We start from the raw sequence: 21,421 nt of genomic DNA, 5'->3' as shown, positions 1-21,421 counted from the left end.
ACGCGACGACGGGCCGCTCAGCGCGAGCGGCCGTCGTAGTGCGTGACGGGCAGCGCATCGATATCGACATCCTCGAGGCATCGCACGTTGATCGCGGCCATCTCGGTGCCGTTCGGATGCGTACCCTCGCCGAACGTGTGAATCCCGCAGCGCTTGCAGAAGCGATGGCGGATCACGTGCTTGTTGAACATGTAGGTGGAAAGATTCTCTTCGGGCGTGACGAGCGTCAGGTGGTCGCGCGGCACGAACCACATCAGCGCGCCCTTGCGCCGGCAGATCGAGCAGTTGCAGGCCATCACGCCCTGCAGATCGCCTTCCGCCTCGAACTTCACGTCGCCGCAGTGACAGCTTCCGCGATAGAGCATGGTCGTCTCCCAGGGCGGCCCGTGCGCGTCGACGGCATCCCGGCGGGACACCGTTGGCCGGGCCGACTCATGCGGGTACAGTAGCGCGCACGCGCGTCGCATGCAATGTGCGGCAGCGCCCGCCCCGATCCGCTCCGACTACGAGGAACACCGTCATGCTCGAACTGCGCCCCGGCTGCGAATGCTGCGACAAAGACCTGCCGCCCGACTCGGCGGACGCGCGCATCTGTACCTTCGAATGTACGTTCTGCGCGAGCTGCGCGGACGACGTGCTGAAGGGCCGTTGCCCGAACTGCGGCGGCGACCTGGTCGCGCGTCCGCGCCGGCCGGCGAGCCTGCTCGCGAAATATCCGGCGTCGACGCAGCGCGTGCTGAAGCCGGGCGGGTGCGCGAACGCCTGACGACCGGCGCCACCCCTGCCCGTCACGACATCTCGATCCGCGCGCGCGTCACCGCGAGCAGCGACGCCATCGCGCGGCGCGCGCCGTCCTCGTCGCGCACGCGGATCGCGTCGCTGACGGCCGTGTGCTCGGCGAGCGACGCGTTGAACACGTGCGCACGCCGGGCATTCAGGTGCAACTGCGCCTCGAGCGTGCGGGCGATCAGCGCACCGAGCGGCACCAGCAGCTCGTTGCCGCCGGCCTCCAGCACGCTCAGGTGAAAGCGCAGGTCCGCGCGCACCCATTCGTCGACGTTGCGCGCTGCGGCCATCGCGCGCACCGCATCCTCGATCGCGTCGAAGGCGCCCGGCCCATGCGTGCGCGCGGCCAGCGCGGCCGCGTGCGGCTCGATCATCTCGCGCATCTCCTGCAGTTTCAGCGCAAACGCGAGCGGCGGCGCAACCCGCGCGTACCAGTCGAGCAGGTCGGCGTCGAGCAGGTTCCACGCGCGGCGCGGCCGCACGCGCGTGCCGACCTTCGGCCGCGATTCGATCAGCCCCTTCGACGTCAGCGTGCGCAGCGCCTCGCGCAGCACCGTGCGGCTCACGCCGAACATCTCCATCAGCTCCGGTTCCCGCGGCAGCAGCGATTCGGGCGGATAGTCGCCTCGCAGGATCGCCGTCGCGAGCAGGAAAGCCGTCTGTCCATGCAGGTCGCGTTGAATGATCGTTCTCCGTTGGGCGGGCTCGCCACGGCTGCCCACTATCTGCGCAATAGTGCTATTAATACTATTTTTTAGCGAGCTGCGCTAGGATAACCGTCATGCACTGAATCGGCGCGGCATCCGCACGTCCGCGCCGGTCGCCCCTGGAGACTCCCCACATGAAAATCACCCGCCTCGAAACCTTCGTCGTCCCGCCGCGCTGGCTGTTCCTCAAGATCGAAACCGACGAAGGGATCGTCGGCTGGGGCGAGCCGGTCGTCGAGGGCCGCGCGCATACGGTCGAAGCCGCCGTGCACGAACTCGCCGACTATCTGGTCGGCAAGGATCCGCTGCTGATCGAGGATCACTGGCAGGTGATGTACCGCGCCGGCTTCTACCGCGGCGGCCCGATCACGATGAGCGCGATCGCGGGTGTCGACCAGGCGTTGTGGGACATCTTGGGCAAGCATCACGGCGTGCCCGTGCATGCGCTGCTCGGCGGCCAGGTGCGCGACCGCATCAAGGTGTACTCGTGGATCGGCGGCGACCGGCCGAGCGACGTCGCGAACAACGCGCGCGCGGTGGTCGAGCGCGGCTTCAAGGCCGTGAAGATGAACGGCTCCGAGGAGCTGCAGATCGTCGATACCTACGACAAGGTCGAGCAGGTGATCGCGAACGTCGCGGCGGTGCGCGACGCGGTCGGCCCGCATGTCGGGATCGGCGTCGACTTCCACGGCCGCGTGCACAAGCCGATGGCGAAGGTGCTCGCGAAGGAGCTCGATCCGTACAAGCTGATGTTCATCGAGGAGCCGGTACTGTCGGAGAACGCCGAGGCGCTGCGCGACATCGTCAACCAGACCAACACGCCGATCGCGCTCGGCGAGCGGCTCTATTCGCGCTGGGACTTCAAGCACATCCTCGCGGGCGGCTACGTCGACATCATCCAGCCCGACGCATCGCACGCGGGCGGCATCACCGAGTGCCGCAAGATCGCGACGCTCGCGGAAAGCTACGACGTCGCGCTCGCGCTGCACTGCCCGCTCGGCCCGATCGCGCTGGCCGCGTGCCTGCAGCTCGATGCGGTCAGCTACAACGCGTTCATCCAGGAACAGAGCCTCGGCATCCACTACAACCAGGGCAACGACCTGCTGGACTATCTGCGCAACCCCGAGGTGTTCCGCTACGAAGACGGCTTCGTCGCGATCCCGCAGGGCCCGGGGCTCGGCATCGACGTCAACGAGGAGAAGGTGCGTGAAATGGCGAAGACGGGCCACCGCTGGCGTAATCCGGTGTGGCGCCATGCGGACGGCAGCGTCGCCGAGTGGTGACGAAGCCGTGAGCTGACGTGCGTTGCGCGGCGGGCATGCCGCGCATCGGCTTCGATACGGCCGCCCGACAGGCGGCCGTTTTTGCATCTGCAGCACGCGGCGCGCGGGCGCCCCGCCCTGCGCGGCGCCGAACCGGCCGTCAGCCGAGCGCCGCGAACCCCGGCACGCTGAACGACAGCACGGCAGCCGCGACGAACACGCCGATCATCGTCAGCGCTTCGAGATGCAGGATGTTGCGGAACGTGTGCGCGTCTTCGGTCGACGCGGTGCGGCGCAGGCGCGGCAGCGCGGAGAAGCGGTTCAGCCCGCCGAGCACGAGCGCGAGCGCGACGAGCAGCAGCTTGAGCAGCAGCACGCGCCCCCACGTGCTGCCGTCGAGCGGTGCGAGCGAGCCGCCGAGCCCGCGCAGCGCATTGAGAACGCCCGTGCCGAGCACGAACACGACCGCGATCACCGACGTCCGCGACAATTGCTGGCCGATCCGGATCAGCGCACCGCGCGCGACCGACGAGCCGAGCACCGGCAGCACCGCAAGCCCGCCCGCGAGCACGAGGCCGCCCCACACCGCGGTGGCGAGCAAGTGCAGCGTCTGGACGCCGACCGCCGCGGACAACGGGCCCGTATCGGCCGCATGGCCGAGCGACGCCTTGCCGGCCGCGATCACGATCACCGCGAGCCACAGCACCGCGTGCGCGAGCGGGCCCTCCGGCTTCGCCAGCGCGACGATCGCGAGCACCACGGCACCGGCGAACGCGACGCTCCACGCGAAGCCCGTGTGCGTCTGCGCGAGCATGACGGGAATCGCGGCGAACGCGCCGCCGAGCCCCGCGCCGCTCATCGACGCGGCTTCGTACACCAGCCAGCCGAGATCGGCGAGCACGAGCGCCAGCGCCGCCGCGACCAGCGAATGTTGCGCGCGCAGCCATGCCGGGTGCGACGGTGCGATGACCGGCCGCCCGCCATCCTTGCCGAGCCACGCCTTGAGCAGCGCCGAGCCGACCGCCATCGCGAACGTCGCGTCCATCAATGCCGCGAGCGCGACCTGCCCGATCCACAAGCTGTCGATCCTCATCGCGCGCGCCCTCCCGGGAACGGCTGGCCGGCGGTGCGGCGGCACATGGAACGACAGCGGGAAGACGGCAACGGCACGGTAGGGAACGTCATCGATGAATCCGGAAACGGGAGAAATGACTGGATCTGCGGCGGAGGCGGCGCCGCGCGACCCGCGAGTGTACGGTCTTCGATGGTCAAAGCGCACGCCAGTTCACACTGCAGGTGCACACAGCGCGGCAAATTGTCGCAAGTCGCGAACAGACTGGAACCGATGTCCTTTTGCCAAATAGCCGTCATTACCCATCGATGATAGAATGCCGCGTCGCAGCAGCCCGGCTGTCCTGCCGTCCATGCGCCGAGCCGATCGTAGCCCGGACAGGTCCCCGACGAATAAACATGGAGTCTCGTGTGTCTTCAAGACGCCTCTTCCGTCCGTTGCTTGCCGTTCTGTTGATCGGTGGCGCGGGCCTTACGAGCGCTGCTCAAGCGCAGACCAAGCCCACGGAGCAAGCGCACGCCCAGCAGGCGCCGCTCAAGGCACCCGATACCATGGCCGAGCGCGTGCGCGGCTGTACCGCATGCCACGGCGTTCACGGCCAGGGCACGGACAACGACTATTTCCCGCGGCTTGCCGGCAAGCCGGCGGAGTACCTGTACAACCAGCTCGTCAACTTCCGTGACGGCCGGCGCAAGTACCCGCCGATGAACTACCTGCTGACGTACCTGAACGACGATTACCTGAAAGAGATCGCCGCGCACTTCTCGGCCGAGCGTCCGCCGTACCCGACGCCGGCCAAGCCGACGCTGCCGGCCGCCACGCTCGCGCGCGGCAAGCAGCTCGTCACGCAAGGCGACCCGTCCCGCAAGCTGCCGGCCTGCGTGGCCTGCCACGGCGCAGGGCTGACCGGCATGCAGCCGGCGATCCCGGGCCTCGTCGGCCTGCACGCCGATTACCTGAGCGCACAGCTCGGCGCATGGCGCTCGGGCAACCGCCACGCGAAGGCGCCTGATTGCATGCACGATATCGCGTCGAAGCTGTCGGACGAAGACGTGACGGCCGTGACCGCATGGCTCGCCGCGCAACCGGCGCCCGCCAACCCCGTGCCGGCCCCGGCGCGTTCGATGAAGACTCCGCTCGCCTGCGGCAGCGAACCGCAATAAGGCAAGGGAGACAGACACAATGAAACGCAAGTCCCTGTTTGCACTCTCGGCTGTCGCGATCGTCGCGGCTGCCGCCCTCGTGCCGGTCCTGTGGCCGGGCAACGACACGCTGCACGGCGCTGCCGCCGTCGCGGCCACGCCGGCCGACCAGGCCGCGCTGATCAAGAAGGGCGAGTACCTCGCGCGCGTCGGCGACTGTATCGCGTGCCACACCGTGCGCGGCGGCAAGTCGTTCGCGGGCGGCCTGCCGATGGCGACACCGTTCGGCACGATGTACACGCCGAACATCACGCCGGACGACAAGGATGGTATCGGCAAGTGGACGTCGGACGACTTCTACCGCGCGATGCACACCGGCCGTTCGAAGGACGGCAGCCTGCTCTACCCGGGCTTCCCGTTCGCGAGCTACACGAAGGTCACGCGCGCCGATTCGGACGCGATCTACGCGTACCTGCGTTCGGTCCCGCCGGTTTCCGTGCCGAGCCGTCCGCACGAACTGAAGTTCCCGTTCAACAACCGCAACCTGCTGATCGGCTGGCGCACGCTGTTCTTCAAGGAAGGCGAGTACAAGCCGGATCCGACCAAGTCGGTCGAATGGAACCGCGGCGCGTACCTCGTCGAAGGCCTCGGCCACTGCTCGATGTGCCACACGTCGATCAACATGATGGGCGGCCCGGTGACCTCGTCGGCATTCGCAGGCGGCCTGATCCCGCTGCAGAACTGGTATGCGCCGTCTCTGACGAACGACAAGGAACTCGGCCTCGGCGACTGGCACGTGCAGGAGCTGTCCGACCTGCTGCAGGCCGGCGTATCGCAGAAGGGCGCGGTGTTCGGCCCGATGGCGGACGTGGTCCACAACAGCCTGCAGTACATGAGCGACGAAGATACGCGCGCCATGTCGACGTACCTGAAGTCGATCCCGCAGAAGGCTGAAGCGCCGAAGAACATGCAGTACGAGCCGTCGAAGCAGTTCGGCAACGCGCTGTTCGACCAGGGCAAGAAGATCTACGCGGACAACTGCGCGACCTGCCACGCCGAAACCGGCTCGGGCAAGCCGCCGGCCTATCCGCCGCTCGCGGGCAACCATTCGATCGTGATGGAATCGGCAGTCAACCCGATCCGCATGGTGCTGAATGGCGGCTACCCGCCGAGCACGTTCAAGAATCCGCGTCCGTACGGGATGCCGCCGTTCGCACAGTCGCTGTCGAACCAGGAAGTCGCGGCAGTCGTCACGTATATCCGGATGTCGTGGGGCAACAACGGTACGCCGATCTCGCCGCAACAGGTGAGCGACCTGCGTTCCGCGCCGCTTGACTAAATAACGCGCGACACAGACGGGGGCGCGGCTGCGGGAAACCGCAGCCGCGCCCCTTTGCTTTTTGCGACGCCGTTCCCCGCGCGGGCCGCGCGAGGCGTCGCCGATCATAAAACTGAAGAGTGGTATCTATGTCTTTCGAATCTCTCGGCCTGGCCGAACCGCTCGTCAAGGCGGTCAACGAGCTCGGCTACACATCGCCGACTCCCATCCAGCAGCAGGCCATTCCTGCCGTCCTCGGCGGCGGCGACCTGCTCGCCGGCGCACAGACCGGCACCGGCAAGACCGCCGGCTTCACGCTCCCGATCCTGCAGCGCCTGCACACGTTCTACGCCGAGCATCGCGGCGCGAAGCGCGCGGTGCGCGCGCTGATCCTCACGCCGACGCGCGAACTCGCCGCCCAGGTCGAGGAAAGCGTGCGCGCGTACAGCAAGTACCTGAAACTGCGCTCGACCGTGATGTTCGGCGGCGTCAGCATCAATCCGCAGATCGATGCGCTCAAGCGCGGCGTCGACATCGTCGTCGCGACGCCGGGGCGCCTGCTCGACCACATGCAGCAAAAGACGATCGACCTGTCGGATCTCGACATCCTCGTGCTCGACGAAGCCGACCGGATGCTCGACATGGGCTTCATCCACGACATCAAGCGCGTGCTCGCGAAGCTGCCGCCGCAGCGCCAGAACCTGCTGTTCTCGGCCACCTTCTCCGACGAAATCAAGTCGCTGGCCGACAGTCTGCTCGACTCGCCGGCGCTGATCGAAGTCGCGCGCCGCAACACCACCGCGGAAAGCGTCGCGCAGAAGATCCACCCGGTCGACCGCGATCGCAAGCGCGAGCTGCTCACGCACCTGATCCGCGAACACAACTGGTTCCAGGTGCTCGTGTTCACGCGCACCAAGCACGGCGCGAACCGGCTTGCCGAACAGCTGACGAAGGACGGCATCAGCGCGATGGCGATCCACGGCAACAAGAGCCAGTCGGCCCGCACGCGCGCGCTCGCGGAGTTCAAGAACAGCACGCTGCAGGTGCTGGTCGCGACCGACATCGCCGCACGCGGGATCGATATCGATCAGTTGCCGCACGTCGTCAACTTCGACCTGCCGAACGTGCCGGAAGACTACGTGCACCGGATCGGCCGCACGGGCCGCGCGGGCGCGACCGGCGAAGCCGTGTCGCTCGTGTGCGTCGACGAGAAGCAGTTGCTGCGCGACATCGAGCGGCTGATCAAGCGCGAGATTCCGCAGGAAGTGATCGCGGGCTTCGAGCCCGATCCGAACGTGAAGCCGGAGCCGATCCAGCAGCGCCGCGGGCAGCAGCAACCGCGCGGCGGTGGCGGTGGCGGCGGCGGTGGCGGTGGCAATCGCCAGCCGCGTGCAGGCGGCTCAGGCCAGCCGGCCGCGAAGCGTGATGGCAATGCGCAGCCGAAGGCCGCGAAGGCGGCCAAGCCGCGCACGGCCGGCGGTGCGACCGGCAATGCCGGCGGTGGCGGTCGCCCGTCAAGCGGCAACGGCACGCGCCCCGCGAACGGCAATGCCGCGCACGCGAACCGCAACCGTTCGTCGCGCAGCGGCCAGCGCGGTCACTGAAGCCGCGCGGCCTCGCGCCGCAGGTGCTCGACCTGGCGCTGCCAGCGCGCGAGCACCTCGGCGCGTGCCTGCCCTTCCAGCGCAAACGTGACGCCTGTCGCGAGACGCGCATAGCCGACCCGCTGCGCATCGCCGTGCGCGATCGTCGCAGCGAATCCGGCCAGTCCGCCGAAGTCCCCTTCGAGCGGCTCGATCCTTAGTTGTGCCTGAAAGAATGTGCCGTCCGCGACGAGCGTCAGCGCGGCCGAACGCCGGTGCGCCAGCGCGCGCGCCGCGCGCGATTGCGGCCATAGCGCGAGCAGCAGCGTGTGCGCATCGCGCGCATGGATCTCGCCGACGCTGAGCAGCGTCGTGCGCAGCTGACCGTCGTCGGTCGCGACGATCAGCGACGCGGCGAAGTCGGCGTGGCGTTCGAGGGCGGTGCCGTCGAACAGCGCGACGACGGCCGGCGGCCACGCATCGAACGTCCATTGTTCGAGCGCGTGGCGATGGGAATCGGTCATGATGGCGGCCCCGGTGAAAAGCAGACGATACTGTCGCAGCATACGCGCTGGGCCGCGCGGTGACGATCAGCGCATGAACACGTGCCGCGTGATTTTCGTCAGCGGATAGTGGACGCTCGGCTGGATCTTCGCGGGCAGGTCGAGCGGCTTGAGCAGCATCTTCACGCACATGTCGGCCGACAGGTTGCGCCGCACGAGCGAGCTGATGCGGGCGGCACGCTCGCGGTTGTACTGATTGTCGCCGATGCGATCGGGATAGCGGATCGCGAACACGTGGCGCAGCGCGATCTCCGAATCCTCGTTCTTGATTTCCATCACGCGGCGCATCAGCGCGCCGAGCACCGCGAGCCGGCCGTTGCCTTCGAGCTTGTTGTACTTCTTGAAGAACTTGAAGAAGTGCTTGTAGTGACGCACTTCGTCCGAGCGGATGTTGTCGGTGATCTCCTTCAGCACCGGCTCGTCCGAACATTCGTTGATCGCGCGATAGAGCGTGGCCGTGCCCGTCTCGACGACGCAGCGTGCAACCATCTCGAGCGCGCGGGTCTTCTCGAACGCATCGACCGAGCAGGTCTTCGAATACTCGGCGAAGAAATTCGCGAACGCGGTATCCCAGTCGAACTCGGGCCACACGTGCGCGATGTACGCCTTCAGCGCACGCCCGTGCTGCAGCTCCTCGTGCTCCCATGCATTGTTGAGCCACGCGGAGACTTCCGGATCGTCGTTGAAGAACTCGCTCAGGTTGCTCGTGTAGAGATCCGAGCCGCTTTCGATGAACGACGACGCGCACAGCAGCAACAGCAGATCCTCGTTCGCGGCGGCGCGCTGACGATCGATCCGGTTCAGGTCGATGTCCTCGATACGCCACGGCATGACATGCGTCGTTTCAGTAGGCATGGTGGTGCACTCCCAGTCGTCGCGCGGTCGTGCGGCCGATGCCCTCGGCACAGGCGAGACGCCCGCAGGCGACGTTTTGCTTGCATTTATAGTGAATTGGTCCGGCCGAACCATTCTGGCATCTTAGCCGGACTTGAATGTTCGTGCTTCAAAGCACTGACCATGCCCGACCGGCGCAGTTCCATTGCCCGTATTGCGGTTCGTTAGATGAGTTCTTCGAACCGTTTGCGCGGCATCGACGAAACACGCCGCACCAAACGAAACGGGCGGCCATTCGGCCGCCCGTCGGGTACCACTCTGGAAGCGTTCCGTCAGAACCCGGCCGCGAGACCGTCGCGACGGCTGTCACTCGCGGCCACGTAGCCGCGCTCGGGATCGTCGCGATCGAGGCGCCACACGAACTGCCCCGAGCCGAAATCCATGTAGGGATCATCGATCGACTTGATCGTATGGCCGCGCGCGGCGAGCCCATCGACCGTCTCGTGCTTCATCGTCGCCTCGACGTCGAGCGTGAAGTCGCGATTGACCTTCCAGCGCGGTGCGTCGCATGCGGCCTGCGGCTGCTGCCCGTAGCCGAGCATCCGCACGACGGTCTGCAGGTGGCCCTGCGGCTGCATGTCGCCGCCCATCACGCCGAAGCTCATCACGGCCTCGGTGCGGCCGTCGACTTCCTCGGTGACGAACGCGGGGATGATCGTATGGAACGGCCGCTTGCCGCCCGCGACGACGTTCGGCGAGCCCGGATCCATCGAGAAGCCGTGCCCGCGGTTCTGCAATGCGATGCCGGTACCGGGCACGACGAGCCCCGAACCGAAGCCCATGTAGTTCGACTGGATGAAGCTCACCATCATCCCGCGCTCGTCGGCTGCCGACAGGTAGATCGTGCCGCCCGAATGCGGCCGGCCCGCGGCGAAGTGCGTCGCGCGCGTGCGATCGATCAGCTTCGCGCGTTCCGCGAGATACGCGTCGTCGAGCATCTGTTCGGGCGTCAGTTCCATCGCGCGCGGATCGGCGACGTAGCGATAGACGTCCGCGAACGCGAGCTTCATCGCCTCGATCTGCAGGTGCTGCGAATCGACCGAATCGACAGGCCATTCGGTCACGCCCGCCTGCTCGGCGATCCCGAGCGCGATCAGCGCAGCGATGCCCTGCCCGTTCGGCGGGATCTCGTGAATCGTGTGGCGGCCGAAGCGCTTGCCGATCGGCTCGACCCATTCCGGCCGGTACGCGCGCAGGTCGGCTTCGGTCAGCGCGCCGCCGCCTTCGCGCGCGAACGCCGCGAGCTGCCCGGCGAGCGCGCCCTCGTAGAATGCGCGCGGGCCGTCCTTCGCGAGCGTGCGCAGCGTCTGCGCGTGGCCCGGCAGGCACATGCGCTCGCCGACGAGCGGCGCACGCCCGCGCGGCATGAAGGTCTCGGCGAAACCCGGCAGCCCCTGCAGCTCGGGCACCGCGGCCGCCCACTTGTGCGCGACGATCGGCGACACCGAATAGCCGCGCTCGGCGATCTCGATCGCCGGCTCAAGCAGGTCCGCAAACGGCAACGAACCGAACTTCGCATGCAGCGCTTCCCAGCCCGCGATCACGCCCGGCACCGTGACGGTATCCCAGCCACGCGTCGGCTTGTTCGCGATGCCGTGCGCGTCCTCGCCGTGACGCTTGCGGAAGTAGTCGGGGTTCCACGCGGCCGGCGCGACGCCCGACGCATTCAGCCCGGACAGCCGCTCGCCGTCCCACACGAGCGCGAACGCATCGCCGCCGAGCCCGCACGACACGGGCTCGACCACCGTGATCGCGGCTGCGGCGGCCAGCGCCGCGTCGACGGCATTGCCGCCCTTCCACAGCATCCGCAGCCCGGCCTGCGCGGCGAGCGGGTGCGACGTCGATACGACGTTGCGCGCGAACACCGGAATGCGGGTCGTCGGATACGGGTTGTGCCAGTTGAAGCCAGTCATCGGTTTCCCCTCGTCGAAAGCTGAATGAACGCGCCGGACGCACGATCGGCGTGCGCGGACAGTCCGCCATTGCAGCGCGATCCGTGCGATCGCGCAAATTCATTTGTCACATTAATCCATGCGCTTTCCGCATGAATTCCGGGCAACCGCGCGCCGCACGCCGGCCGAACGGCCTTCCCACCCTTACAATACCCGCTCCGCTTCACGATCCGACCGCCGAGCCATGACCCGAGATCCCCGCCTCACCCTCAACGCGCGCCAGCAGGAATTGCTCGAATGGGTGCAGCGCGACGGCTTCGTGACCGTCGACGATCTCGCCGCGCACTTCGCGGTCACGCCGCAGACGATCCGCCGCGACGTGAACTGGCTCGCCGACCTGAACCTGCTGCGCCGCTACCACGGCGGCGCGAGCCTGCCGACCAGCTCGGAGAACGTGTCGTACACCGCGCGCCAGCGGATGTTCCACGACGAGAAGCGGCGCATCGCGGCGCTGGCAGCGTCACACATCCCCGACCAGGCGTCGCTGTTCATCAACCTCGGCACGACGACCGAGGAAGTCGCGCGCGCGCTGAACCGCCATCACGGGCTGCACGTGATCACGAACAACCTGAACGTCGCGTCGATGATGAGCGGCTATCCCGACTGCGAGGTGCTGATCACGGGCGGCATCGTGAGGCCGTGGGACAAGGGCATCGTCGGCGAGCTCGCGATCGACTTCATCCGGCAGTTCAAGGTCGACTACGCGATCATCGGCACGTCGGCGATCGAGGCCGACGGCACGCTGCGCGACTTCGACACGCGCGAGGTGCGCGTGGCCGAGGCGATCATGCAGCATGCGCGCACGGTCTACCTCGTCGCCGACCATTCGAAGGTCGGCCGCCCGGCGCTGGTGCGCCAGGGGCACCTGAGCCAGGTCCATGCGCTTTTCACCGACAAGCCGCTGCCACCGGAGATGGCAGACGCGGTAGCCGCCGCGGGCACCCAGGTGTACGTCGCGGAATGACGTTTGCGATGCTGCACCGCACCTGAAACTTCAAGTGAAATCAAGAAGTTGGCGCAACGACCGAACCGCTAGCGGCTGGCGTGCCTGTCAAACTGAAAATTAACGGGGCACGATTTGTCGTTGCCCGCGCGCTCGACTAGACTCCAGTTCCCCGGCCCGTTCGCCCGATCCGCCTGTGCCAAGGCGTGTGCGAATCCCAAGGCCGGCGAATACAGCTTTCCCCCCAAGCCATACCCTCCGGGGTATCGCGCACCGGCGTTTGCGCCGGCGGCGCGGGCAAACCGATTGCCATGGAGAGAACGATGCTGAGTCCGCATGAATTCGCCACGCTACTGCTTGTGAAGGATGCCCCCGATCACGGCGACATGGATCGGGACGAAATCGACGCACTGCTCGAACAGCAGCTCGTCCGACTGGAAGCGCTCGGCTCGGGACGCAAATACTGCGTGACCGAGACCGGCGACGCCGCACTGCGATCCATCAAGTACCGCTATTCCTGAAGTACCGCTGTTCCTGACCTGAGCGCGCCGGCCGGATTTCCGGCCGCGCCGCTTCTCCCGCCTCCCGCAGCTTCCCGCGTCAGCCGCCGCGCAGCGTCGGATCGACCGCGGCCCGCCAGCTGACGGCCTGCGCGCGTGCGCCGTTGAAATACGCGACCCATCCGGTGCGCCCCGCCGCGTCGGGCGCCGCATAGTGCGCCGAAAGTTCGTTTACGAACGCGCAATAGTTCGCTTCCGTCAGCCCGCGGTACCGTTTCGCCACGTACGCGTCGTACAGCGTCGAATAGACCGGCTGCGCGTCCGCGCCCCAGTCGCGCGTGGTGCCGCCACACGACGTCTGCAGGTCGACGAACGACGGCGCGCGCCAGTTGCCGGCAAGCGGCGGCGTGCCGGTGCCGCACCCTGCCAGAACGACGGCGCACGCGCCGGCCCACATCCCAATACGCATGATTCACCTCGCGAAACGGTCGATTCCGCCAGTATCGTCCGGGATCGCGCCGTGCGCTACTGGCCCCGCTTTTTTCGAACTTTACTTTTTCGATTTCGTTCGTTAAATTTCGAATTCGAACATTTTATGTTCACCCATTTTCATCAGACGATAAGGACAGCAGGGTGACCCAACCGAATCGCTACGATCTGCTCGTCGTCGGCGGCGGCATCAACGGCGCGGGCATCGCGCGCGATGCGGCCGGCCGCGGCCTGTCGGTCCTGCTCTGCGAGCAGGACGACCTCGCGTCGCACACGTCGTCGTCCAGCACGAAGCTGATTCACGGCGGCCTGCGCTATCTCGAGTACAACGAATTCGGCCTCGTCCGCAAAGCGCTGCAGGAGCGCGAGACGCTGCTGCGCGCGGCGCCGCACATCATGTGGCCGCTGCGCTTCGTGATGCCGCACATGCCCAACCTGCGGCCGGCCTGGCTGATCCGCATCGGCCTGTTCCTCTACGATCACCTCGCGAAACGCGAACTGCTGCCCGGCTCGCGCGGCATCGACATGCGCCGCCATGCGGCCGGCGCGCCGCTGATCGACTCGATCAAGCGCGGCTTCGTGTATTCGGACGGCTGGGTCGACGATGCGCGCCTCGTCGTGCTGAACGCGCTCGATGCGAAGGAGCGCGGCGCCGAGATCCTCACGCGCACGAAGCTCGTGTCGGCGGTGCGCCACGGCGACGAATGGGAAGCGCGGCTGCAGCATGCGGACGGCTCGATCCGCGTCGTCCGGGCGCGCGCCGTCGCGAACGCGGCCGGCCCGTGGGTCGGCGACGTGCTGCACGGCGCGCTCGGCCGCGGCGCGCAGCACAGCGTGCGGCTCGTGAAGGGCAGCCACATCATCACGCGACGCCTGTTCGATCACGATCATGCGTACATCTTCCAGAACCCGGACAAGCGGATCATCTTCGCGATTCCGTACGAGCACGACTTCACGCTGATCGGCACGACCGACGTCGAATACACGAACGATCCCGCGAAGGTCGCGATCGATCGCGACGAGACGCAGTATCTGTGCGATTCGATCAACCGCTACTTCAAGCGCAAGATCTCGCCGGCCGACGTGCACTGGACCTATTCGGGCGTGCGCCCGCTGCTCGAAGACGAAAACGCGGCGAATGCATCGGCCGTCACGCGCGACTACCGCCTCGAGATGGACGACGGCGCCGGCGCGCCGCTGCTGTCGGTGTTCGGCGGCAAGATCACGACCTTCCGCAAGCTCGCGGAAGAAGCCGGCGACCTGCTGTGCCGCGCCCTCGGCCGCGACGCGCAAACCTGGACGGCCGGCGTACCGCTGCCGGGCGGCGACATCGCCGATGCGAAGTTCGACGTGTTCGCCGACGCGTTCGCGAAACGCCATCCGTGGCTGCCCGCCGCGCTCGCGCGCCGCCATGCGCGTGCGTACGGCACGCGCGCGGAGCGCGTGGTCGACGGCGCGAAGTCGCTCGCCGATCTCGGCCCCGAGATCGCGCCGGGCATCCACGACGCCGAACTGCGCTACCTGCGCGACGTCGAATGGGCCACCTGCGCGCAGGACGTGCTGTGGCGCCGCTCGAAGCTCGGCCTGCACGTCGCGCCAGGCACGCTCGATGCCGTGACGGCCGCGCTCGACGCGTGGTTCGCCGCCGCGCATGCGCCGCACGCATGATCCGTTTGCAGTTGCAGTTGTCTTACCGATGTTGATTCACCGACGCGCCGCGCAACATGCGGCGCGCATCACAACTACGCCAATCCACGGATGGAGATGAGAGACATGCAGGACCAGTACATCCTCGCGCTTGACCAGGGCACGACGAGCTCCCGCGCAATGCTGTTCGATCGCCAGGGCAACATCGTGTCGATCGCCCAGAAGGAATTCGAACAGATCTACCCGCAACCCGGCTGGGTCGAGCACGACCCGCAGGAAATCTGGTCGACGCAGGCGGGCGTCGCCGCCGAAGCCGTGACGCGCACCGGCCTGAACGGCACGTCGATCGCCGCGATCGGCATCACCAACCAGCGCGAGACGACGATCGTCTGGGATCGCGAGACGGGCCAGCCCGTCTACAACGCGATCGTCTGGCAGGATCGCCGCACCGCCGACTTCTGCGATTCGCTGAAGAAGCAGGGCCTCGAGGCGAAGGTGCGCGCGAAAACCGGCCTGCCGATCGACTCGTACTTCTCCGCGACCAAGATCCGCTGGATCCTCGACAACGTGCCGGGCGCGCGCGACAAGGCACGCCAGGGCAAGCTCGCCTTCGGCACCGTCGACAGCTGGCTCGTGTGGAACTTCACGAAGCACGAGCTGCACGTGACCGACGTGACGAACGCATCGCGCACGATGCTGTTCAACATCCACACGCGCGAGTGGGACAGCGAGCTGCTCGAACTGCTCGACATCCCGCGCAGCATGCTGCCGGACGTGAAGGCGTCGTCGGAAATCTACGGCCACACGAAGACCACGGTGTTCGCATCCAAGATCCCGCTCGCGGGCATCGCCGGCGACCAGCACGCGGCGCTGTTCGGCCAGATGTGCACGACGTCGGGCATGGTGAAGAACACCTACGGCACCGGCTGCTTCCTGATGATGAACACCGGCGACAAGCCGATCGAGTCGAAGAACAACCTCGTCACGACGATCGCCTGGCAGATCGGCGACGACGTGCAGTACGCGCTCGAAGGCAGCATCTTCATCGCGGGCGCGGTCGTGCAGTGGCTGCGCGACGGCGTCGGCATCATCAAGTCGGCCGCCGAAATCGAAGCGCTCGCCGCGAGCGTGCCGCACACCGACGGCGTCTATCTGGTGCCGGCCTTCGCCGGCCTCGGCGCGCCGCACTGGAACGCACGGGCGCGCGGCTCGGTGTTCGGCGTCACGCGCGGCACGACGTCCGCGCACCTCGCGCGCGCGGCGCTCGACGCAATCGCCTATCAGTCGCTCGACGTGCTCGCCGCGATGGAAGCCGACTCGGGCATCAGCATCGGCGAGCTGCGCGTCGACGGCGGCGCAAGTGCGAACGACCTGCTGATGCAGTTCCAGGCCGACCTGCTCGGTGTCGACGCGGTGCGTCCGCAGATCACCGAGACGACCGCGCTCGGCGCGGCCTACCTCGCGGGCCTCGCGATCGGCTACTGGAAGAACCTCGACGAATTGCGCAGCCAGTGGCAGCTCGATCGCCGCTTCTCGCCGTCGATGCCGAAGGAGCAGGTCGAGCGCTGCATGGCCGGCTGGCAGCGCGCGGTGCGCGCCGCCAAGGCGTGGGCCGACGACGCGCAGTAACCCCCGCATTCACCCCTAGCAATCCGAACGAAATAAAACAATACCGGCGGACCGCAACGCGAGTCCGCCATCATCTACGAGAGACAACATGTCACCTTATATTGCGGAATTCATCGGCACGGCGATCCTCGTGCTGCTCGGCAACGGCGCGGTCGCAAACGTGCTGCTTGCGAAGACCAAGGGCAAAGGCGCAGACCTCATCGTGATCGTCATGGGCTGGGCGATGGCGGTGTTCGTCGCCGTCTACGTGACCGCATCGTTCAGCGGCGCGCACCTGAATCCGATCGTGACGATCAGCCTCGCGCTCGCGGGCAAGTTCGCATGGTCGAAGGTCGGCGGCTACATCCTCGCTCAGATGCTCGGCGGAATGGCCGGCGCGTTGCTCGTGTGGCTCGCGTACCGCCAGCACTTCGCGAAGGAGGTCGATGCGGACCTGAAGCTCGCGGTGTTCTGCACGGCGCCCGCGATCCGCAGCGTCACGCACAACGTGCTGACCGAAGCGATCTGCACGTTCGTGCTGATCCTCGGCGTGCTGTACCTCGCGTCGCCGCAGGTCGGCCTCGGCGCGCTCGACGCGCTGCCCGTCGGCCTGCTCGTGCTCGGCATCGGCATCTCGCTCGGCGGCCCGACCGGCTATGCGATGAGCCCGGCGCGCGACCTGTCGCCGCGCATCATGCATGCGCTGCTGCCGATTCCCGGCAAGCGCGACAGCGACTGGCGCTACGCGTGGGTGCCGGTAATCGGCCCGCTGCTCGGCGGCGCTGCGGCTGCCGGCCTGTATCTGCATCTGCATACGATGGCCTGATCGCGGTTTCATTCGAGCGCGGACTCATGCTCGGACTCGAGCGCGCGGCGGCAGTTGCCGCGCGCTTTCGATCCTTCCGCCCTCTCACGCTTCGCACGATCGCCGCCACACCTGTAGCGCACCGCCGCTAGCGATCGCCCGCCGACGACACCAGCGACTTCAGCTTCACCCCAGCATCCGCGACCGCGGCCAGGCTCACGCCGATCCCGCGCTCGACCAGCATGCGCGCGACGCGCATCTCCTTCACGAATCCCGACGCACGGCCGAAGCCGCTCGCCGCGACGAGCCGCTCGCCGGCATCGAAATGGAAATGGATTTCCGCGTCGTCGCCGAGCACGCGCGCGACCGTCCGCTCGCCCAGCGCCGGTTCGCCGGCCACCTGCAACTGCGCGTCGTATTGATCGGACCAGAACCACGGCATCTCGCGATACGGTTCGTCGGCACCGAGCATGTTGCGGGCGGCGACGCGCGCCTGCGTTTCGGCGCCATGCCAGGTTTCCTGACGCACGAGCCGCCCCGACGCCCTGCTCGGAAACACCGCGACATCGCCGGCCGCATAGATGCCGCGCGCCGACGTCTCGAGCCGCGCGTTCACGACGATCCCGCGCTCGACGGCGAGACCCGCGTCGCGCGCCAGTTCGTCGGCCGGTTCGATCCCGATGCCGGCGACCACCGTATCGGCGATCAGCCTATCGCCGTCGTCGAGCACGACGGCCAGCGCGCCGTCCGGCGTGCGCTCGATCGCGACGGGCCGGCGGTTCAGGCCGATTGCGACGCCGCGCTGCACATGCAGCGCATGCACGCGTGCCGCGATCGCCGCCGGCACCGCACGCCCGAGCAGGCGCGGCGCCGCATCGAGCACGGTCGCGCGGCAGCCGCGCGAGCGCGCCGACGCCGCGACTTCGAGACCGATGAAGCCGCCACCGATCAGCACCACCCGCGCATCGGGCACGAGCCGCGCGCCGAGCGCCGCCGCATCGTCGAGCGTGCGCAATGCGAATACGCCGTCGAGTTCCGCGCCCGGAATCGCGAGGCGGCGCGCGCGGCCGCCGGTCGCGAGCAGCAGCGCGTCGTAGTCGAATCCGCGGCCGCCCGATACATGCACCGCGCGCGCAACCGGATCGATCCGCTCGACCGTCCCGACGATCGGCTCGATGCCGTCGGCGCGCCACGCATCCGGATCGCGCAGCCCGCATTGCGCGGCGCTGCGTTCGCCGGTCAGCACGCCCTTCGACAGCGGCGGCCGCTCGTACGGCAGGTGCGCCTCCGCGCCGATCAGCACGATCCGCCCGCGCCAGCCGCCCTCGCGCAGCACCTGCGCCGCGCGCCCGCCCGCATGGCCCGCGCCGACGATCGCCATCACCCGGTCGTTCGCCATCGCGTCACACCTCGATCAGGATGCGGCCGTCCTCGACCTTCGCGCGGTAGGTGCGCAGCTTCTCGCAGGCGGGTGCCGACAGCGCCCGGCCGTCGCGCACGTCGAAGCGCCCGTTGTGCTTCGGGCATTCGATCACGTGGTCGATCACGAGCCCGTCCGCGAGATGCACGTGCTCGTGCGTGCACAGCCCGTCGCTTGCATACACGTTCCCGTCGATCCGGTAGATCGCGTACGTGCGGCCGTCGTGGTCGAAGCGGGCGACGTCCTCGTCGTCGATGTCGTCGAGGGCGCCGGTGTCGATCCATTGCGTCATGATGCGTGTCTCCTTGGTTGGAAGGTTCGATGCCGGTCAAGCACGCGCCGTGTCCGGCACCGGCCGCACGACGTAATGGGACGGATCGCGCGTCTGCCGGACGAGCGCCGGCACGATCTCCGCATACGCGGCCAGCGTGCTGCTGTACGGCGGCGGCATGTCGGCCTTCACGGCGTCATGCAGCTTCGGCAGCGCGTGGAACGGCACCATCGGGAACATGTGGTGTTCGACGTGGTAGTTCATGTTCCAGTACAGGAAGCGGAACACCGGATTCATCATCACGGTCCGGCAGTTGCGCCGGTGATCGAGCACGTTCTCCGGCATGCCCGCATGCTGCGTGAGGCCGAAGTACAGGTACAGCCACGCGCCGTAGAGGCTCGGCAGCCCGATGTACAGCAGCGGCAGGATCGTGCGCGAGTACAGCGCCGCGCCGATCGCGAGTGCATAAACGGTCAGATGAATGCGCGCCTCGCGCACGGCCTTCGGCCACGCCGATTCGGGCACGTAGGTGCGCTCCTCGTCGTCGAGCCGGCCAGCGAACGCGAGCATGACCATCTTGCGCAGTTCGCCCGCCACATGCTTGAGCGCGATCACGTTCAGCACGAGCCCGAGCCAGTCGGTCGGCTTCGGCGCGGCGATCTCCGGATCGCGCCCGACGACAAGCGTGTCGGTGTGATGGCGCGCGTGGCTCCAGCGCCATACCGTCGCGCGGCGGAACACCTGGAACGACGCGACCTGATACAGCACGTCGTTCATCCAGCGCGTGCGGAACGCGGTGCCGTGCCCGCATTCGTGCCAGCGCGAGTCGGCCGGGCTGCAGTACAGCGTGCCGTACACGAAGAACGCGAGAATCGCCCACGCGGAATGCGCACGCCATGCGAGCCACGCGAGCACGCCGCTCGCGACGATCGCCGCGTACCAGATCAGCGTGTCGCGGATCGCGCGCGCATCGTCGCGCTGCATCAGTTGCTTCATCAGCGGTCGCGACACCGGGCACCGGTACCACTCGGCGTTGACGAGCCCCGCGGCCTGCGCGCGCTCGCCGGCTCCGCCGATCATTCGGTATTCCTGACGGCGCGCCGCCGCGGTGCGATCGTGCGCCTGGTCGTCCGGATGGGCCACGCGTGTCTCCTGGCTTTTCGTTTGCGGGAAGCGCGTCGAGCGCTGCGTCATGCATTGAAAATTAGGCGACGGCCATGGCCCGCTCAATCGAAACGTTGACGAAATTTCGCCATCGCTTTAGCGTTCCGGACAGCGCCACGCACCGATGGCGACGACCAACATGGAGACGACCATGACCGACCCGTCCGGGCCGCGCTGGCGCAAGCGCACGGCGCGCTTCGACGAGATCGCGGCGCTCGCCGGGGTCAGCACGACCACCGTCGACCGCGTGCTGAACGAGCGCGGCAGCGTGTCCGCGCAGGCGCGCGAGCGCGTGGTCGCGGCCGCACGCCAGCTCGGCGTGCCGCGCCAGCTGCCCGACACGCGGCACGGGCTGCTCCACGTCGACGTGCTGCTGCCGGACACCGACGCGCCGTTCTTCCGGCGGCTGCAGCAGGCGCTGCAGCGCTCGCTGCAGATGCTCGACCGGCGCGTGGTCGTGCACCGGACCATCCTGCCCGCCGCGGACGACGAGCGCGCCGCCGCACTGATTGAACGGCCCGCCTACCGGCGCGCGGCGCTGATCGTCACCGCGCGCGACACGCCGCGCGTGCGCGACGCGCTGGCCGGCGCGATCGCGCGCGGCGAGACCGTCGTCACGATGGTCACCGACATCGGCGGCGTCGACCGCGTGCACTACGCGGGCATCGACAACTACCGCGCCGGGCGCACGGCCGGCTACTACATCGGCCGCCTCGCGACACGCCCCGGCCGCGTGCTGCTGCTGGGCGGACGCATGGGCTACCGTGCGCATGCCGACCGGATGGCCGGCTGCGTCGATCAACTGAAGGAGGCGTTCACCGGCCTCGGCTGCGACGATGCACCGGTCGAAACGCTCGACCAGGACGACCGCTGCTACCGCGCGGTCACGAACGCGCTGCACCGGTACGACGATATCGTCGGGATCTACAACAGCGGCGCGGGCTCCGCCGGTATCGAGGCGGCGCTGCGCAAGGCGGGCGCGGCCGGACGCGTCGTCTGGATCGGGCACGAGATGATCGACCTGCATCGCACCTATATCGAAGCCGGCTCGATGGACATCGCGATCGACCAGGATCCGGACGGCCAGGCGATTTCCGCGCTGCAGCACGTGCTGCATGCGTGCGGCATCGTCGAACGACTGCCGCCGGGCGACCCGGTCGAATTCCGCGTGTTCTGCTCGGCCAACGTGCGCACCAGCGCGTACCTGCAGGCCTGACGCTCGCCGCGCATCGCGCGGCTGCGCATCGCGAAAAAATCGACCGCCGCATTGGCGATTTTTCGTCAACGTTTGTCAT

21 protein-coding genes are annotated in these 21,421 nt (G+C 67.9%); 11 read left to right on the top strand and 10 right to left on the bottom strand.

Annotated elements, in window-relative coordinates; all coding sequences use genetic code 11:
- Positions 1–17: 17 nt before the first annotated feature.
- The gene (locus tag DIE15_RS14645) at positions 18–365 is read right to left on the bottom strand and encodes a GFA family protein (protein ID WP_057926639.1); all 348 of its coding nucleotides are present in this window, start codon (positions 363–365) and stop codon (positions 18–20) included.
- 155 nt (positions 366–520) lie between these two features.
- On the opposite strand from DIE15_RS14645, the gene DIE15_RS14640 reads away from it, so the two are divergent.
- The gene (locus DIE15_RS14640) at positions 521–766 is read left to right on the top strand and encodes a DUF1272 domain-containing protein (RefSeq protein WP_057926638.1); all 246 of its coding nucleotides are present in this window, start codon (positions 521–523) and stop codon (positions 764–766) included.
- Between the two features lie 22 nt (positions 767–788).
- Here DIE15_RS14640 and DIE15_RS14635 read toward each other — a convergent pair whose 3' ends face one another.
- Positions 789–1,508 carry a FadR/GntR family transcriptional regulator gene (locus tag DIE15_RS14635; RefSeq protein WP_260428262.1) on the bottom strand — a complete coding sequence of 240 codons (720 nt, stop codon included), beginning with the start codon at positions 1,506–1,508 and terminating at the stop codon, positions 789–791.
- 119 nt (positions 1,509–1,627) lie between these two features.
- On the opposite strand from DIE15_RS14635, the gene dgoD reads away from it, so the two are divergent.
- A complete protein-coding gene (gene dgoD / locus DIE15_RS14630; protein WP_057926637.1) occupies positions 1,628–2,776 on the top strand; it encodes a galactonate dehydratase in 1,149 nt (382 codons plus the stop codon).
- A 139-nt stretch (positions 2,777–2,915) separates the two neighbouring features.
- On the opposite strand, the gene DIE15_RS14625 is transcribed toward dgoD, so the two are convergent.
- A complete protein-coding gene (locus DIE15_RS14625; protein ID WP_124833649.1) occupies positions 2,916–3,848 on the bottom strand; it encodes a CopD family protein in 933 nt (310 codons plus the stop codon).
- Positions 3,849–4,225: 377 nt separating this feature from the next.
- On the opposite strand from DIE15_RS14625, the gene DIE15_RS14620 reads away from it, so the two are divergent.
- The 3 genes from DIE15_RS14620 (at position 4,226) to DIE15_RS14610 (ending at position 7,891) form a co-directional block, all read left to right on the top strand.
- The gene (locus tag DIE15_RS14620; protein ID WP_057926635.1) at positions 4,226–4,990 is read left to right on the top strand and encodes a c-type cytochrome; all 765 of its coding nucleotides are present in this window, start codon (positions 4,226–4,228) and stop codon (positions 4,988–4,990) included.
- A 19-nt stretch (positions 4,991–5,009) separates the two neighbouring features.
- Positions 5,010–6,308 carry a cytochrome c gene (locus DIE15_RS14615; protein WP_057926634.1) on the top strand — a complete coding sequence of 433 codons (1,299 nt, stop codon included), beginning with the start codon at positions 5,010–5,012 and terminating at the stop codon, positions 6,306–6,308.
- Between the two features lie 128 nt (positions 6,309–6,436).
- A complete protein-coding gene (locus tag DIE15_RS14610) occupies positions 6,437–7,891 on the top strand; it encodes a DEAD/DEAH box helicase (RefSeq protein WP_124833648.1) in 1,455 nt (484 codons plus the stop codon).
- Here DIE15_RS14610 and DIE15_RS14605 read toward each other — a convergent pair.
- The 3 genes from DIE15_RS14605 to DIE15_RS14595 form a co-directional block, all read right to left on the bottom strand.
- On the bottom strand, positions 7,885–8,394 hold the full coding sequence (locus DIE15_RS14605) for a hypothetical protein (protein ID WP_124833647.1): 510 nt from the start codon (positions 8,392–8,394) through the stop codon (positions 7,885–7,887). The genes DIE15_RS14610 and DIE15_RS14605 overlap by 7 nt on opposite strands.
- Before the next feature lie 66 nt (positions 8,395–8,460).
- Complete coding sequence (locus DIE15_RS14600; protein WP_057926632.1) at positions 8,461–9,288, bottom strand: ferritin-like domain-containing protein; 828 nt, start codon at positions 9,286–9,288, stop codon at positions 8,461–8,463.
- A gap of 311 nt (positions 9,289–9,599) precedes the next feature.
- Entirely contained in the window at positions 9,600–11,240 is a 1,641-nt protein-coding gene (locus tag DIE15_RS14595) for a gamma-glutamyltransferase family protein (RefSeq protein ID WP_124833646.1), read from the bottom strand.
- Positions 11,241–11,463: 223 nt separating this feature from the next.
- Here DIE15_RS14595 and DIE15_RS14590 point away from each other — a divergent pair, with 223 nt between their 5' ends.
- Together DIE15_RS14590 and DIE15_RS14585 are read left to right on the top strand one after the other, a co-directional pair.
- On the top strand, positions 11,464–12,243 hold the full coding sequence (locus DIE15_RS14590) for a DeoR/GlpR family DNA-binding transcription regulator (RefSeq protein ID WP_048025981.1): 780 nt from the start codon (positions 11,464–11,466) through the stop codon (positions 12,241–12,243).
- A 302-nt stretch (positions 12,244–12,545) separates the two neighbouring features.
- Positions 12,546–12,743, top strand: a complete 198-nt coding sequence (locus DIE15_RS14585) for a hypothetical protein (RefSeq protein WP_057926630.1) — start codon at positions 12,546–12,548, stop codon at positions 12,741–12,743.
- A gap of 79 nt (positions 12,744–12,822) precedes the next feature.
- Here the strand turns inward: DIE15_RS14585 and DIE15_RS14580 are convergent, their stop codons facing one another.
- Positions 12,823–13,191 carry a hypothetical protein gene (locus DIE15_RS14580; RefSeq protein ID WP_185734464.1) on the bottom strand — a complete coding sequence of 123 codons (369 nt, stop codon included), beginning with the start codon at positions 13,189–13,191 and terminating at the stop codon, positions 12,823–12,825.
- Between the two features lie 164 nt (positions 13,192–13,355).
- On the opposite strand from DIE15_RS14580, the gene glpD reads away from it, so the two are divergent.
- The 3 genes from glpD to DIE15_RS14565 all read left to right on the top strand — a co-directional run bounded on the left by glpD (position 13,356) and on the right by DIE15_RS14565 (position 17,292).
- Positions 13,356–14,879 carry a glycerol-3-phosphate dehydrogenase gene (gene glpD / locus DIE15_RS14575; RefSeq protein ID WP_124833644.1) on the top strand — a complete coding sequence of 508 codons (1,524 nt, stop codon included), beginning with the start codon at positions 13,356–13,358 and terminating at the stop codon, positions 14,877–14,879.
- Between the two features lie 105 nt (positions 14,880–14,984).
- A complete protein-coding gene (glpK, locus tag DIE15_RS14570) occupies positions 14,985–16,487 on the top strand; it encodes a glycerol kinase GlpK (RefSeq protein ID WP_057926627.1) in 1,503 nt (500 codons plus the stop codon).
- A gap of 88 nt (positions 16,488–16,575) precedes the next feature.
- The gene (locus tag DIE15_RS14565; protein WP_057926626.1) at positions 16,576–17,292 is read left to right on the top strand and encodes an MIP/aquaporin family protein; all 717 of its coding nucleotides are present in this window, start codon (positions 16,576–16,578) and stop codon (positions 17,290–17,292) included.
- Between the two features lie 127 nt (positions 17,293–17,419).
- Here DIE15_RS14565 and DIE15_RS14560 read toward each other — a convergent pair whose 3' ends face one another.
- Genes DIE15_RS14560 through DIE15_RS14550 form a run of 3 tightly spaced genes read right to left on the bottom strand, consistent with a single transcriptional unit; the run spans position 17,420 to position 20,105 of the window.
- A complete protein-coding gene (locus tag DIE15_RS14560; protein ID WP_124833643.1) occupies positions 17,420–18,670 on the bottom strand; it encodes an NAD(P)/FAD-dependent oxidoreductase in 1,251 nt (416 codons plus the stop codon).
- 4 nt (positions 18,671–18,674) lie between these two features.
- Positions 18,675–18,983: a non-heme iron oxygenase ferredoxin subunit gene (locus DIE15_RS14555; protein WP_011657860.1), complete on the bottom strand. Its 309-nt coding sequence runs from the start codon at positions 18,981–18,983 to the stop codon at positions 18,675–18,677.
- 36 nt (positions 18,984–19,019) lie between these two features.
- Positions 19,020–20,105, bottom strand: a complete 1,086-nt coding sequence (locus DIE15_RS14550; RefSeq protein WP_173938495.1) for a fatty acid desaturase family protein — start codon at positions 20,103–20,105, stop codon at positions 19,020–19,022.
- A gap of 172 nt (positions 20,106–20,277) precedes the next feature.
- Between DIE15_RS14550 and DIE15_RS14545 the strand changes: the two genes are divergently transcribed.
- Entirely contained in the window at positions 20,278–21,342 is a 1,065-nt protein-coding gene (locus DIE15_RS14545) for a LacI family DNA-binding transcriptional regulator (protein WP_057926680.1), read from the top strand.
- The last annotated feature ends 79 nt before the right edge of the window (positions 21,343–21,421 follow it).

Source organism: Burkholderia sp. Bp9031 (genome assembly GCF_003857965.1).
Classification (GTDB): domain Bacteria; phylum Pseudomonadota; class Gammaproteobacteria; order Burkholderiales; family Burkholderiaceae; genus Burkholderia; species Burkholderia ambifaria_A.
This window is presented reverse-complemented; position numbering and strand designations above follow the sequence as displayed.